Origin of the sequence: Cupriavidus sp. TMH.W2 (assembly GCF_050847365.1) — a bacterium.
Taxonomy (GTDB): domain Bacteria; phylum Pseudomonadota; class Gammaproteobacteria; order Burkholderiales; family Burkholderiaceae; genus Cupriavidus.
The window spans coordinates 1,806,447-1,819,915 of record NZ_CP193793.1 but is presented as its reverse complement, the minus strand read 5'-3'; the positions used below and the strand labels follow the sequence as shown (position 1 = coordinate 1,819,915).

General features: G+C 63.7%; 12 protein-coding genes. 10 read left to right on the top strand and 2 right to left on the bottom strand.

Annotated features, from left to right (window positions below; translation table 11 throughout):
- The first annotated feature begins 68 nt into the window (after positions 1 to 68).
- The 6 genes from oxlT (ACREYQ_RS25755) (at position 69) to ACREYQ_RS25730 (ending at position 6,536) form a co-directional block, all read left to right on the top strand.
- The gene (gene oxlT, locus ACREYQ_RS25755) at positions 69 to 1,412 is read left to right on the top strand and encodes an oxalate/formate MFS antiporter (protein WP_432260812.1); all 1,344 of its coding nucleotides are present in this window, start codon (positions 69 to 71) and stop codon (positions 1,410 to 1,412) included.
- Positions 1,413 to 1,972: 560 nt separating this feature from the next.
- The gene (gene oxc, locus ACREYQ_RS25750) at positions 1,973 to 3,706 is read left to right on the top strand and encodes an oxalyl-CoA decarboxylase (protein ID WP_432260811.1); all 1,734 of its coding nucleotides are present in this window, start codon (positions 1,973 to 1,975) and stop codon (positions 3,704 to 3,706) included.
- 42 nt (positions 3,707 to 3,748) lie between these two features.
- Positions 3,749 to 4,999 carry a formyl-CoA transferase gene (gene frc / locus ACREYQ_RS25745; RefSeq protein WP_316157033.1) on the top strand — a complete coding sequence of 417 codons (1,251 nt, stop codon included), beginning with the start codon at positions 3,749 to 3,751 and terminating at the stop codon, positions 4,997 to 4,999.
- A 156-nt stretch (positions 5,000 to 5,155) separates the two neighbouring features.
- Positions 5,156 to 5,593 (top strand): PAS domain-containing protein, encoded by a 438-nt coding sequence (locus ACREYQ_RS25740; RefSeq protein ID WP_432260810.1) that lies wholly within the window; start codon positions 5,156 to 5,158, stop codon positions 5,591 to 5,593.
- Positions 5,594 to 5,928: 335 nt separating this feature from the next.
- Positions 5,929 to 6,207, top strand: a complete 279-nt coding sequence (locus ACREYQ_RS25735) for a type II toxin-antitoxin system RelE/ParE family toxin (RefSeq protein WP_432260809.1) — start codon at positions 5,929 to 5,931, stop codon at positions 6,205 to 6,207.
- An 11-nt stretch (positions 6,208 to 6,218) separates the two neighbouring features.
- A complete protein-coding gene (locus tag ACREYQ_RS25730) occupies positions 6,219 to 6,536 on the top strand; it encodes a HigA family addiction module antitoxin (RefSeq protein ID WP_432260808.1) in 318 nt (105 codons plus the stop codon).
- A gap of 68 nt (positions 6,537 to 6,604) precedes the next feature.
- On the opposite strand, the gene ACREYQ_RS25725 is transcribed toward ACREYQ_RS25730, so the two are convergent.
- Positions 6,605 to 6,910: a LysR family transcriptional regulator gene (locus ACREYQ_RS25725; RefSeq protein ID WP_432260807.1), complete on the bottom strand. Its 306-nt coding sequence runs from the start codon at positions 6,908 to 6,910 to the stop codon at positions 6,605 to 6,607.
- Between the two features lie 104 nt (positions 6,911 to 7,014).
- The gene (locus ACREYQ_RS25720; RefSeq protein WP_432260806.1) at positions 7,015 to 7,956 is read right to left on the bottom strand and encodes a LysR family transcriptional regulator; all 942 of its coding nucleotides are present in this window, start codon (positions 7,954 to 7,956) and stop codon (positions 7,015 to 7,017) included.
- 324 nt (positions 7,957 to 8,280) lie between these two features.
- On the opposite strand from ACREYQ_RS25720, the gene ACREYQ_RS25715 reads away from it, so the two are divergent.
- From ACREYQ_RS25715 to ACREYQ_RS25700, 4 genes are all read left to right on the top strand, one after another.
- Positions 8,281 to 9,204: a LysR family transcriptional regulator gene (locus ACREYQ_RS25715; RefSeq protein WP_432260805.1), complete on the top strand. Its 924-nt coding sequence runs from the start codon at positions 8,281 to 8,283 to the stop codon at positions 9,202 to 9,204.
- A 136-nt stretch (positions 9,205 to 9,340) separates the two neighbouring features.
- Positions 9,341 to 9,559: a hypothetical protein gene (locus ACREYQ_RS25710; RefSeq protein ID WP_432260804.1), complete on the top strand. Its 219-nt coding sequence runs from the start codon at positions 9,341 to 9,343 to the stop codon at positions 9,557 to 9,559.
- A gap of 694 nt (positions 9,560 to 10,253) precedes the next feature.
- Positions 10,254 to 11,573: an oxalate/formate MFS antiporter gene (gene oxlT / locus ACREYQ_RS25705; RefSeq protein WP_432260803.1), complete on the top strand. Its 1,320-nt coding sequence runs from the start codon at positions 10,254 to 10,256 to the stop codon at positions 11,571 to 11,573.
- A 180-nt stretch (positions 11,574 to 11,753) separates the two neighbouring features.
- On the top strand, positions 11,754 to 13,463 hold the full coding sequence (locus ACREYQ_RS25700; RefSeq protein ID WP_432260802.1) for an NADH-ubiquinone oxidoreductase-F iron-sulfur binding region domain-containing protein: 1,710 nt from the start codon (positions 11,754 to 11,756) through the stop codon (positions 13,461 to 13,463).
- The last annotated feature ends 6 nt before the right edge of the window (positions 13,464 to 13,469 follow it).

The following is a 13,469-nucleotide window of genomic DNA, read 5'->3' as shown; positions in this document are numbered from 1 at the left end:
AAGGGCTTCCCACGAGACCCTGAAGTGCCCGCCGAGGCGCAAACAAACAGTACCAGGAGACAAGACAAATGGCGCATTTTGAAGTATCGGCCCCTGCCGGTCACGGCAACGTGAACGGGCGTGGACTGCAGAACCGTTGGATCCAGCTTGCAATCGGCGTGGTTTGCATGGGGCTGGTGGCGAACTTGCAGTACGGCTGGACCCTCTTCGTGTCACCGATGGACGCCAAGCATCATTGGGGCACGTCCGCCATCCAGGTGGCATTTTCCATCTTTATCGTGACCGAAACCTGGCTGGTGCCGCTGGAAGGCTGGCTGGTGGACAAGTTCGGCCCGCGCCCGGTCGTGGCGGGCGGGGCGATCTGTGCCGGACTGGCATGGGTGATGAATGCCTATGCGACCACGCTGCCGGAGCTGTATACGGCCGCTGTGATTGCCGGCATCGGCGCAGGCGGCGTCTACGGAACCTGCGTCGGCAATGCGCTGAAGTGGTTTCCGGACAAGCGCGGCCTCGCGGCAGGGCTGACGGCCGCGGGCTTCGGCGCGGGGTCGGCCATCACCGTGATCCCGATCGCCAACATGATCCAGAGCTCGGGCTATGAAAAGGCCTTCCTGACCTTCGGCATCCTGCAAGGCGTGTGCATCTTCGTGCTGGCGCTGCTGCTGGTGAAGCCCAAGGCGCCCAAGGGCGCGGTGGCGGCCAAGGCGGTGCTGACCAACCCGGTGGAGTTCTCGCCGGGGCAGATGGTAAAGACGCCGGTGTTCTGGCTGATCTATGTAAGCTTCGTCGCGGTGGCGGCGGGCGGGATCATGGCGACGGCGCAACTCGGGCCCATCGCCAAGGACTTCGGCTTCGCCTCGATGCCGGTGACGATGCTGGGCATGACGCTGCCGCTGCTGACCATGACCTTGTCGATCGACAACTTGTGCAATGGCTTTACGCGGCCCTTGTGCGGCTTCCTGTCGGACAGGTTCGGGCGCGAGAACACCATGTTCGTGATCTTCATCGGCGAAGGCCTGGCGCTGCTCGGGCTGATGCAGATGGGGCACAACCCATACTGGTTCATGTTCTTCGCCGCGCTGACCTTCCTGTTCTGGGGCGAGATCTTCTCGATTTTCCCGGCCTTGTGCGCCGATACCTTCGGCAGCAAGTTTGCGGCGGCCAATGCGGGCACTCTGTACACGGCGAAGGGCACGGCGGCGATGGTGGTGCCGCTGGCGTCGATCCTGTCGGCATATGGCGGCTGGGGCGCGGTGTTCTCGGTGGCGGCCGTGGTGACGATTGCGGCAGGGATCTCGGCCAAGGTGTTCCTGGCGCCCATGCGCAGGCGCTTTATTACCGGGCATGCCGAGGCAGTGCGCGTGTCCGACGCGGCGTTCCTGGCCAGCGCGTCTGCGCGCCAGGGCGACTAATCCTGGTGTGAAGGGTTGGGGGAAGCCTGGTGAAGTTGGCCGGGCTTCCGGCTGAGGCCAGCCCACATTCTTGTTCTCGTTGGGGGGCGTTGGCATCCGGAAAGGTGCCAGCACCTGGCAAGGCGTTCCAGAGGGCCGTATTGCCGCTGAAAATCTGGTATGTGATATATCTAAATGCGATTTGCAGACGAGATTTCCAGGCCTCCGCATAGCTGGAAATCTCTGCCGGTTGCGCATGAATAACGCACCTTCAGGAATTACGCTGTTTTGGCCGTAGTTGCCTGCAAGATTGCTGCACTGCACCGACGAAAGTTGAAACCCTAGTGGAAATTCCTCTTGCGTCGTTCTGATATATCACATACCGTATGTCATTAAGACCGGTCGAACGGACCGGCAGAGGTTGAAGCAAGGGGACACCCCCGCGTACTACGAACAGGAGTCCCCCGAGGGGAACAAGTCTCTCCGAAGTCGTAGCGAAGCGGGCCGAGAGCACTACCGCGGAAGACCCCCTGAAACAGAAGAATTCCAACCCCAGTCAATTTGTATAGAAGGAAGCAACCATGGCAGAAGTCGGAAACGAGCTGCAGCGTCACGCCGCGGAAGAACATCAGGCACAAACCGATGGTTTTCATCTGGTCATCGACGCGCTGAAGCTGAACGGCATCGAAAACATCTACGGCCTGCCCGGCATTCCGGTCACCGATCTGGCTCGTCTGGCGCAGGCCAACGGCATGCGCGTCATCAGCTTCCGTCACGAGCAGAACGCAGGCAACGCAGCAGCGATTGCCGGCTTTCTCACGCAAAAGCCGGGCGTTTGCCTGACCGTGTCCGCGCCCGGCTTCCTGAACGGGCTGACGGCGCTGGCACATGCGACCACCAACTGCTTCCCGATGATCCTGATCAGCGGCTCGAGCGAGCGCGAGATCGTCGATTTGCAGCAGGGTGACTACGAAGAGATGGACCAGCTGGCCATCGCCCGTCCTCACGCCAAGGCCGCCTTCCGCGTGCTGCACGCTGAAGACATTGGTGTCGGTATCGCGCGTGCCATTCGTGCCGCCGTGTCGGGGCGCCCGGGCGGCGTGTATCTGGACCTGCCGGCCAAGCTGCTGGGCCAGTCGCTGGAAGCCGAGAAGGGCAAGAAGTCGCTGATCAAGGTGGTGGATCCGGCCCCGCGCCAGCTGCCGGCACCGGACTCGGTCGACCGCGCCGTGGAACTGCTGAAGAACGCCAAGCGCCCGCTGATCCTGCTGGGCAAGGGTGCCGCCTATGCACGTGCCGACGAAGACATCCGCGCGCTGGTCGAAAAGACCGGCATTCCGTACCTGCCGATGTCGATGGCCAAGGGCCTGCTGCCCGACACGCACCCGCAATCGGCCTCGGCCGCCCGCTCCTATGTACTGGCCGAAGCTGACGTGGTGATGCTGGTCGGCGCCCGCCTGAACTGGCTGCTCGCCCACGGCAAGGGCAAGACCTGGGGCGGCCCGAAGCAGTTCATCCAGATCGACATCTCGCCGACCGAGATGGACAGCAACGTCGCCATCGCCGCGCCGGTGGTGGGTGACATCGGCTCGTGTGTGTCGGCGATCCTCGGCAAGGTTGGCAACAATTTCGCCAAGCCGCCCGCCGCATGGCTGAACGCGGTGTACGAACGCAAGGACAAGAACCTGGCGAAGATGGGCGAGCTGCTGAACAAGGACGTCTCGCCAATGAACTTCCACACCGCGCTGCGTGTGCTGAAGGATGTCATCAAGGCCAATCCGAGCATCTCTTTCGTCAACGAAGGCGCCAACACGCTGGACTACGCCCGTGCCGTGATCGATATGTACGAGCCGCGCAAGCGCCTCGACGTGGGCACCTGGGGCGTGATGGGCGTGGGCATGGGCTACGCAGTCGCCGCGGCGGTCGAGACCAACAAGCCGGTGCTGGCGCTGTGTGGTGACAGTGCGTTCGGTTTCTCGGGCATGGAAGTCGAGACGATCTGCCGCTACAACCTGCCGGTCTGCATCGTCATTTTCAATAACAACGGCATCTACAAGGGCATCGACGTGAATCCGACCGGCGGCAAGGATCCCGCGGTCACGACGTTCGTCCCGGGCGCGCGCTACGACAAGATGATGGAAGCGTTCGGTGGCGTCGGCCACAACGTCACCACGACGGCGGAACTCGAAGCCGCGGTGAACGAAGCCCTGCGCTCGGGCAAGCCCACGCTGGTCAACGCCGTCATCGACCCGGCTGCGGGCACCGAAAGCGGTCGTCTGACCAATCTGAATCCGCAAAGCTCGGCCAAGAAGTAATTCACCCGAATTTCACCCCTCTAATCCAATAGGAGAGCGAAAGTGAACCTCCCACTCAACGGCATCAAGATCATCGACTTCACGCACGTCCAGGCCGGTCCCGCCTGCACGCAGCTTCTCGCGTGGTTCGGCGCGGACGTGATCAAGGTCGAGCGCCCGGGTTCCGGCGACGTGACGCGCACCCAGTTGCGCGACATCCCGGATGTCGATGCGCTGTACTTCACCATGCTCAACAGCAACAAGCGCAGCCTGACGCTGGATACCAAGAAGCCGGAAGGCAAGAAGATCCTGGAGCAGCTGATCCGCGAATCGGACGTGCTGGTCGAGAACTTTGGCCCGGGCGCGCTGGACCGCATGGGCTTCTCGTGGGAGCGCATCAACGAGCTGAACCCCAAGATGATCGTGGCTTCGGTCAAGGGCTTCAGCGACGGCCACCACTATGAAGACCTGAAGGTCTATGAGAACGTGGCACAGTGCGCCGGCGGCGCGGCCTCGACCACCGGCTTCTGGGACGGCCCGCCGACGGTGTCCGCCGCCGCGCTGGGCGATTCCAACACCGGCATGCACCTGGCCATCGGCATCCTGACCGCCCTGATCGGCCGCGACAAGACCGGCAAGGGCCAGAAGGTGGCCGTGTCGATGCAGGACGCGGTGCTGAACCTGTGCCGCGTCAAGCTGCGCGACCAGCAGCGCCTGGACCGCCTGGGCTACCTGGAAGAGTACCCGCAGTATCCGCACGGCAGCTTCAGCGACGTGGTGCCGCGCGGCGGCAACGCGGGCGGCGGCGGCCAGCCGGGCTGGGTGTTGAAGTGCAAGGGCTGGGAGACCGATCCCAACGCTTATATCTACTTCACCATCCAGGGCCATGCGTGGGAGCCGATCTGCAAGGCGCTGGGCAAGCCGGAATGGATCTCCGATCCCAATTACGCCACGGCCAAGGCGCGCCAGCCGCATATCTTCGATATCTTCAACACCATCGAGGAATGGCTGGCCGACAAGACCAAGTACGAGGCCGTGGATATCCTGCGCAAGTTCGACATCCCGTGCTCGCCGGTGCTGTCGATGAAGGAAATCGCCGACGACCCGTCGCTGCGCGCCAGCGGCAGCATCACCGAGGTCCCGCACAAGGAGCGTGGCACCTACCTGACGGTGGGCAGCCCGATCAAGTTCTCCGACCTGAAGCCGGAGATCACCGGGTCGCCGCTGCTGGGCGAGCATAGCGACGAGGTGCTGGCCGGCCTGGGCTACGGTGCGGACGACATCAAGCGCCTGCGCGAGTCCCAGGTGATCTGACGCTGCCCGCCGGCACGTGTGCCGGTGCGTACGCCGGGGCCTCGCGCACAGCGGGCTCCGGCGTTTTCGCTTGCGGCGCCGCCCTGTGGCAAGCTACCTTGATGGCAACGACAGGCCGGCACCGACCGGCGCTGGCGACAACGAAAGGGAATCCCCATGACAGACCAGATCGACTACGCGCAACTGGTGTCCGCCATTGGCGACGCCATCGTCATTTCCGACGCCAAGGGCGCCATCACGCTGTGGAACCCCGCTGCCGAGCGCATGTTCGGCTTTACCCAGGCCGAGGCCATGGGCCAGTCGCTCGACCTGATCATCCCGGAGCGCCTGCGCGGGCGGCACTGGGAGGGCTACGACAAGACGATGGCGACCGGCATTACCCGCTATGGCCACGACCTGCTCAAGGTGCCCGCGGTAGACAAGGACGGCAAGTCCATGTCGATCGCCTTCACCGTGGCGCTGCTCAAGGACGTCGGCGGCAACGTGACCGGCATCGTCGCGGTCATTCGTGACGAGACCGTGCGCTTCCAGGAGGAGCGGGCGCTGAAGAAGCGGCTGGTGGAGCTGGAAAACCAGGTCAAGGAACAGGCCTGAGGCGCCTGCGGCGATTTCCGCTGTTCCCCATTTGCGCAGCGGTTCCAGCCGGGGCCGCCGCGCACGTCTCGTTTTTCTCCCCCGAGTTTTCCGAATAGATAGCCAGAGAGCGCTCGCTGCTTTGCCGTGGCCGATCATCGCTTCGGCTTGGCAATGAGTTATGCCAGCAGGCACATTACTATCCCCCAGGTGCGGAATGAGCAATGGCTCAAAAGCAGCTGCCGACAGGGATTCCGGTGTTATTCAGGTGATAGAGTCCGTCCCCGCAACACAAGCAAGTTTCTATCGCTTGTATAGCGTATCTATACGCTATACACTCTGCTACCTGGACATCGATGATCAAGAGTTTCGCCCACGCGGGCCTCAGGCGCTTCTTCGAGACTGGCTCCAAGGCGGGAATCCAGCCGCATCACGCGCAGAAATTGCGCAATCAGCTCGGTGCGTTGGATCAGGCGACAAGACCCCAGGACATGGGGGTGCCAGGTTGGAAGCTGCACCTGTTGGGCGGCGACAAGTCCGGCCACTGGTCCGTCAGTGTCAATGGCAACTGGCGGCTGACATTCATGTTCGACGGCATCGACGTCATCGTCGTCGATTACCAGGACTACCACTGAAGGACATCATCATGACGCGCATGCACAACCCGCCGCACCCCGGCGCGGTGCTGGCCGATTGGCTCGATGGCTTGGACGATATGACCATCACGGCGTTCGCCGCACACATCGGCGTGACGCGCGCAACGCTCTCGCGCATCCTCAACGGGCATTCCTCGATCACGCCGGACATCGCCATTCGCCTGGAAGAGGCCCTGGGCGCGAGCCGCGAGATGTGGAGCGGCATGCAGATGGCATACGACCTGTGGGTCGCGGCGCAAAGGCCGCGCAAGCGCATCAAGCGGCTGGTCCGCCCGGCAGTCAAGGCAGAAGAGGCGGACCTGGCCTGAGGGACTAGCAGAGCAAACAAAAAGGGCGAGGCCGCTCGCGCGCCTCGCCGTGAACCGATCGGACCCGCTCAGTTGAGATGGCCGACCGCGCGCAGGTATTCGTTCTTCTTCTCGAAGATCAGTCCGCTCAGGAAGGCGGCGTCATAGGCGGCCAGCAGGTGTGCGTGATGTTCCTCGATATAGCGGGCCACGCGCGCCTTCTCGCATTCGATGCCGCACAGCCATTCATACATCTCGGCGTCCCAGCGGAAGCGCAGGCCCAGTTCGATAAAGGCAGCGTTGTAGGCGGCGAGCTGGGTTTCGCGCGCAATGGGTTGGTTGTCGGAGCCGACGGTGATGGCGGCGTGGCGGCTTTCCTGCTGGACTTGGTTCATGCTGGTCTCCTCGAATGCGCGCTGGCGGTTGGGTTGAGACAAGCATAGGGAAATCGAATGATTTACGATAATTAAAGTTTCATAGCAAAACCATAATCAATCGTTTATACATTGAGACGGATCAGTCCTTCCACGCCCGTGATCCGCTCGATCAGTCCGGCTCCTTCCTCCATCAGGAACTGCTTGAACGCCAGCGCCACCGGCGGCAGCCGCTTGTTCTTGCGGTGCACCACATACCAGTTGAGCATGACCGGGAAGCCTTCGATGTCCAGCACCACAAGCTTGCCGGCCTGCAACTCCAGGCCGACGGTATGCGCGGACAGGAAGGCGATGCCCATATTGGCGATCACGGCCTGCTTGATGGTCTCGGTACTCTTGATCTCCATGGCGATACGCATGTTCGACAGCCGGCCGGCAAAGCCTTCCTGCATCGAGTTCCAGGTATCCGAGCCCTTCTCGCGCGAGACGAACGCTTCATCCGCCAGCTCGGCAAGCGGGATATTGGGCTGGCCCACCAGCGGATGGCTGGGCGCGGCGACAATGACATAGGGGTGGGGGGCAAAGGCCTCGTTGATGGTGTCCATGCCCTCGGGCGGGCGCACCATCACTGCCAGGTCGGTAAGGTTGCCGGCCAGCTGGTGCAGCAGTTCCTCGCGGTTGTGCACAGCCAGGTTCAGCGTCACGCCTTCATGGCGGTCCATGAATTCGGCCAGCAGGCGCGGAAAGAAGTAGTCGCCGGCGCTGATCACCGCGACATTGAGCCGGCCGCCAGAGATGCCTTTGAGCTGCGACATGGCGTCTTCGGCCTCGCGGAACTGCTGGATGATGCTGCGGCTGTAATGCAGCATTTCATGCCCCGCCGGGGTCAGGTAGATCTTCTTGCCGAGCTGCTCGAACAGCGGCAGTCCCACATGGTGCTCCAGCTGCCGCACCTGGGTCGATACCGCGGGCTGCGTCAGGTGCAGTTCCTCGGCTGCGCGCGAAAAGCTCATATGGCGGGCAACGGTCTCAAAGACCTTCAGTTGCCGCAGCGTGGCGTTCTTCATCCTGGTCCCGTGCGATATATAAACGATTGACTATATAAACGATAAAAAACTTTATGCAGTGCTGATCTTAGATTCAAGTAGCATCAATTGTCAGAAACTCATGCCCCGCCCGAATCCGGCACTCCGGCTTGCGCAGGAGCCCGCCACTGGCCACAAGCATGGCCGATAACAACGATGGCTGCCTACAGCTACGAAAGCCACGAAAAAAATCAAGGAGACTACCGTGACCGGACTGGATGCAACGGTGCGTGACCCGCGACCCCACGCCATGCCTGAAGACAGGCTTCGCCTCAGCCATGCCGGCGCGGGGCAGGGAGGCAGGCCATGAATATCTCGCTCCCCCAACTGAAAGCCTTTGCCGCGGTGGCGCGGCACAAGAGCTTTACGCGCGCGGCGGTTGAACTGGGCCTGACGCAGTCGGCGGTCAGCCGCAGCGTGCGCGAGCTGGAAGAGGAGATCGACCAGCGCCTGTTCGACCGGACCACGCGCCAGGTGGAGTTGTCCGATGCCGGCCAGCACCTGTCGCAGCGCATCTGCCACCTGATCGAAGAAGTGGAGCAGACCCTGCGCGACAGCCAGAGCGCCAGCCGCCCGTGCCAGGGCCTGGTGCAGATTGCCTCGGACCCGGTGCTCAGTTCGATGTCGCTGCCGACGTGGCTGGCAGGCTGCCGGCAGGCGTGGCCGGCGATAGCCATCCACCTGAAGGACCGCTCGCAGGAGTCGGTGCTGCAGAGTGTGCGCAGCGGCGAGGTGGATTTCGGCATCGCGACCGACCCGCGCGCCGGTGACGACCTTTATTGCGAGCCGCTGTGCGTCGACGTCTATCACGCCGTGCTGCCCGCCAGGCACCCGCTGGCCGAGCGCGACACGGTAGGGTGGGGCGACCTGAGCGATGCCAGCGTGCTGACGCTGGATCAGCAGAGCGGCATGCAGCCAGCGGTGGAGAAGGCGCTCAGCAGCTACCACGTGCGGGCGGGCTCGCTGCAGGTGCTCGGCCATTTCGCGGCTGTGTTCGGCATGGTGGCGCTGGGCCTGGGCATCGGCGTGCTGCCGTCGCGGGCGCAGGCCGGCGGCATGCATCCCGCGGCGGTGATGAGGCCGCTGCGCCCGCAGGTGACCTCGACGGTCATGCTGGTGCGGCGCAAGAGCCGTTCGCTCAAGCCCAATGCTGCAGCTATCTGGGATGCCCTGCGCGGCCTGGAGTACCACGAGCCGCCTGCCAGCCGCCGCGAAACCACTGTGGTGTGATCCCATCATCTCATCGAATATCCGTTGTTGTATTAGTGCAGGACTTCTATTGATATATCACATACAGGATATTTACACATACTGCGGCGCAGCATATAATGAAAACTCCTGATCACAACGCTATTGGAGTTTTCAAATGGAAGTCGCTCTTCTTCTCGCTCTTGGCCTGGGCCTGATTGCTGTCGGTGTCGGCGTGACCACGCTGCTGGCTACGCGCCTGCCGGTGGACGTGCTGGTGACCGCGCAGGAGCATGGCCGCTTCGCGGGCCTGGGTTCGAACCAGGAAAGCCATGGCGTGGGCCGTGCCAGCCCGTCGAGCATCGTGCCCGCTGCAGGTGAACTCGCCTACGCGTAAGGCACGCGGGCGCCATGCGCCTTTTGCGCTGAAGAGCGCCTCTGGCAAGGGTTGTAGCGGCCGGCATCCCTTGTAGCAGTATCACGCAGCATCTTGCTGTCACACGGTTGGCTCCTGCGTTGCGGCGTTTGCCGCGCGCCAGGGCAGGGTTTGCGCGAACCTGCGGCCGCCACACATCTTCCTGCTGTTCGCTGCCAGCGGTCGCCGGGCGCAATCTCGCCTGCGCCACCCGTCCCGACTTCCCCCGCGGTGCCTGGAACATCCCCCTGCGGCATCATTCTAAAGTCCATACATGCGTCGCCAGACATTAATGTATGCATCTAGGGACTTTCCCCAACCGACCGTTTTCCCGGTTTTTCCCAGGGCGCGATCCCCGGGCATTCTTGCGGATGCCTGCGGTCGGCCAATTGATGTGCCGGCCCAGGGCAACTGCTTGATTTCCAAGGACTCCGGATGCTATCGGGGCAGTCATTGATGCAGCGGGCGCACCAGTCCGGCAGTAGCGCGGGTTGGCCGGGTGAGGCGCGCCGCAAACCAATGCTGCAAAGCCGCGACGAATACGCTTGACTTAGCTGATATATCACATACCGTATAGCACTAGAACGGCTCAGCTGTTCTTCGACTGAGAGTCACGCAGAGGCGTCTACAGGCGCCCATCTTCCACCTTGGCGGCATGCCGCTATAAGGAGACATCATGGAATTGCAGCAGAGGGAGTCCACGTCGCGCTTTGCGTCGCCGTGGGTGCAGCTGGTATTCGGCGTGATCTGCATGGCGATGATCGCCAATATGCAGTACGGCTGGACGCTGTTTGTCAACCCGATCGATGACAAGTACCACTGGGGCCGCACCGCGATCCAGGTGGCTTTCACCATCTTCGTCGTGACGGAAACCTGGCTGGTGCCGATCGAGGGCTACCTGGTCGACAAGTACGGCCCGCGTCCGGTGGTGGTGGGCGGCGGCCTGCTGTGCGCCATTGCCTGGGCACTGAATTCGGTGGCGTCCTCGCTGCCGATGCTCTACTTTGCGGCGGCGATCGGCGGCCTTGGCGCGGGCGCGGTGTATGGCACTTGCGTGGGCAACGCGCTGAAGTGGTTCCCCAATCGCCGGGGCCTGGCCGCGGGGATTACTGCGGCTGGCTTCGGCGCGGGCTCTGCGCTGACCGTGGTGCCCATCGCCAACATGATCAAGACCTCGGGCTATGAAGCCGCGTTCCTGTGGTTCGGTCTTGGCCAGGGCCTGATCGTGTTCATCCTGGGCATGGCCCTGTACCCGCCGTCGGCCAAGATCCTGAGCGAGGTGAAGTCCACGCTGAAGGCTGCCGCAACCTACAACGCTTCGCCGCGCGAGGTGCTGAAGTCGCCGATCTTCTGGGTCATGTATGCGATGTTCGTGATGATGGCTGCCGGCGGCCTGATGGCCACGGCGCAACTCGGCCCGATCGCCAAGGACTTCGGCCTGCACGACGCGCCGATCTCGATCCTCGGCCTGACCTTGCCGGCGCTGACCTTCGCACTGACCATCGACCGCGTGCTCAATGGCCTGACGCGCCCGTTCTTCGGCTGGATCTCCGATCACATCGGCCGTGAACGCACCATGTTCTTTGCCTTCGGGGTCGAGGCCATCGGCATCCTGCTGTTGTCCAAGTACGGCCATCATCCGGTTGCCTTCGTGGTGTTGACAGGCGTGGTGTTCTTTGCCTGGGGCGAGATCTACAGCCTGTTCCCTGCCACCTGCGGCGACACCTTCGGGCCGAAGTTTGCCGCCACCAACGCGGGCCTGCTGTACACCGCCAAGGGCACGGCCGCGCTGCTGGTGCCGTTCTCCAGCGTGATCACGACCGTCACCGGCAGCTGGCATGCGGTCTTCATGGTGGCCTCGGGCATGGCGGCATTGACTGCGGTGATGGCGCTGTTCGTGCTCAAGCCGATGCGCGAGGCCCATGCCCGCAAGTTTGTGCGCGCCAATACCTCGGCACCGATGGGCTACCGTACCGTGCCGGAAGACCTGACCTGATGAAGAAAGCAGTACGGTGCCCCCCGGCGCCGGCATGACCCGGGTGTGGCGGCTGCGATGCCTGCACAGGCGCCACACCCGGTAGCACAATACCAAAATAGAAAGAGCGACAGGAAGGCAGCCCGCCGGGCGCCTTCCTGATCGCACATCGGACACCCACAAACAGAATCCAGGCACGCCATGAACCAGGTTGTCATTCCTATCGAGGCGACGGGGCTTGGCCGGCAGCGCAAGCGCCGCCAGCCCAAGGGCCGGCAGGTCGACGCGGCCGCGCTGGCCGAAGTGCGCGTGGCGCTGGGCGACATGCCCCGCCGGCGCGACCTGCTGATCGAACACCTGCACTGCATCAACGACCGCCACGGCCAGTTGGCGATGCCGCACCTGGTGGCGCTGGCCAGCGAACTGCGGCTGTCGATGACCGAGGTCTATGAGGTCGCCACCTTCTACCACCACTTCGACGTGGTGCGCGAGGATGCCGACGGCCAGATCGCGCCGCCGCCCGCGCTGACCGTGCGCGTGTGCGAAGGCATTGCCTGCGAACTGGCGGGCGCGCAGGCGCTGATCGGCAAGCTGCCGGCGCTGCTTGGCACCGAGGTGCGCGTGGTCGCCGCGCCCTGCATCGGCCGCTGCGAGAAGGCGCCAGCGGCGCTGGTGGGGCAGAACCCGGTCGACGCTGCCACGGCTGAGGCCATCGATGCCGCCGTGCAGGCCAAAGCCGTGCGCCATGCGCCCGAACCCTACATCGATTACGGCGCTTACCAGCAGGACGGCGGCTATGCCTTGCTGAAGTCCCTCGCCAGCGGCGGCCTGGACCCGGCCGCCGTGCTGTGCACGATGGAAGACTCGGGCCTGCGCGGCCTGGGCGGCGCAGGCTTCCCGACCGGGCGCAAATGGCGCATCGTGCAGAACGAGCCCGCGCCCCGGCTGATGGCGATCAACCTCGACGAGGGCGAGCCCGGCACCTTCAAGGACCGCGTCTACCTGGAACGCGATCCGCACCGGTTTCTGGAGGGCATGCTGATTGCGGCGAGCGTGGTCAACGTGTCTGCAATCTATATCTACCTGCGCGACGAATATGCCGGGTGCCGCGCGCTGCTGACTGAAGAACTACTGCGGCTGCAGCAGGCCCCGCCCATCCCCGGCCTGCCGAAGATCGAACTGCGCCGCGGTGCCGGCGCCTATATCTGCGGCGAAGAGTCGGCCATGATCGAATCAATCGAAGGCAAGCGCGGCATGCCGCGGCTGCGTCCGCCCTATGTGGCGCAGGTCGGCTTGTTCGGCCGGCCCACGCTGGAGCACAACTTCGAGACCCTGTACTGGGTGCGCGACATCATCGAGAAGGGCGCCGAGTGGTTCGCCTCGCAGGGGCGCAACGGGCGCAAGGGCCTGCGTTCGTTCTCGGTGTCAGGCCGGGTAAAACGTCCCGGCGTGCACCTTGCGCCGGCGGGCATCACCGTGCGCGAGCTGATCGACGAATACTGCGGCGGCATGCTCGACGGCCACGCGTTCTACGGCTACCTGCCGGGCGGCGCGTCGGGCGGCATCCTGCCGGCGTCGATGGGCAATATCCCGCTGGATTTCGATACGCTGCAGCCCTACGGCTGCTTTATCGGCTCGGCCGCGGTGGTGATCCTGTCCGATCAGGACAGTGCCACCCAGGCCGCGCGCAACCTGATGCACTTCTTCAAGCATGAGTCGTGCGGACAATGCACGCCGTGCCGTAGCGGCACGGCCAAGGCGCTGGACCTGATCCGGCAGCCGAAGTGGGACCTGGCGGCGCTGGATGACCTGTCCGCGGTGATGCGCGACGCATCGATCTGCGGCCTGGGGCAAGCCGCGCCCAATCCCGTCGACTGCGTGATCAAGTATTTCCCGCAAGAACTGGCCTGATGCCGG

Coding starts and splice junctions, on each gene's coding strand:
- oxlT (WP_432260812.1), top strand. CDS start 69: ATGGCGCATTTTGAAGTATCGGCCCCTGCCGGTCACGGCAACGTGAAC.
- oxc (WP_432260811.1), top strand. CDS start 1,973: ATGGCAGAAGTCGGAAACGAGCTGCAGCGTCACGCCGCGGAAGAACAT.
- ACREYQ_RS25740 (WP_432260810.1), top strand. CDS start 5,156: ATGACAGACCAGATCGACTACGCGCAACTGGTGTCCGCCATTGGCGAC.
- ACREYQ_RS25735 (WP_432260809.1), top strand. CDS start 5,929: ATGATCAAGAGTTTCGCCCACGCGGGCCTCAGGCGCTTCTTCGAGACT.
- ACREYQ_RS25730 (WP_432260808.1), top strand. CDS start 6,219: ATGACGCGCATGCACAACCCGCCGCACCCCGGCGCGGTGCTGGCCGAT.
- ACREYQ_RS25725 (WP_432260807.1), bottom strand. CDS start 6,910: ATGAACCAAGTCCAGCAGGAAAGCCGCCACGCCGCCATCACCGTCGGC.
- ACREYQ_RS25720 (WP_432260806.1), bottom strand. CDS start 7,956: ATGAAGAACGCCACGCTGCGGCAACTGAAGGTCTTTGAGACCGTTGCC.
- ACREYQ_RS25715 (WP_432260805.1), top strand. CDS start 8,281: ATGAATATCTCGCTCCCCCAACTGAAAGCCTTTGCCGCGGTGGCGCGG.
- ACREYQ_RS25710 (WP_432260804.1), top strand. CDS start 9,341: ATGGAAGTCGCTCTTCTTCTCGCTCTTGGCCTGGGCCTGATTGCTGTC.
- oxlT (WP_432260803.1), top strand. CDS start 10,254: ATGGAATTGCAGCAGAGGGAGTCCACGTCGCGCTTTGCGTCGCCGTGG.
- ACREYQ_RS25700 (WP_432260802.1), top strand. CDS start 11,754: ATGAACCAGGTTGTCATTCCTATCGAGGCGACGGGGCTTGGCCGGCAG.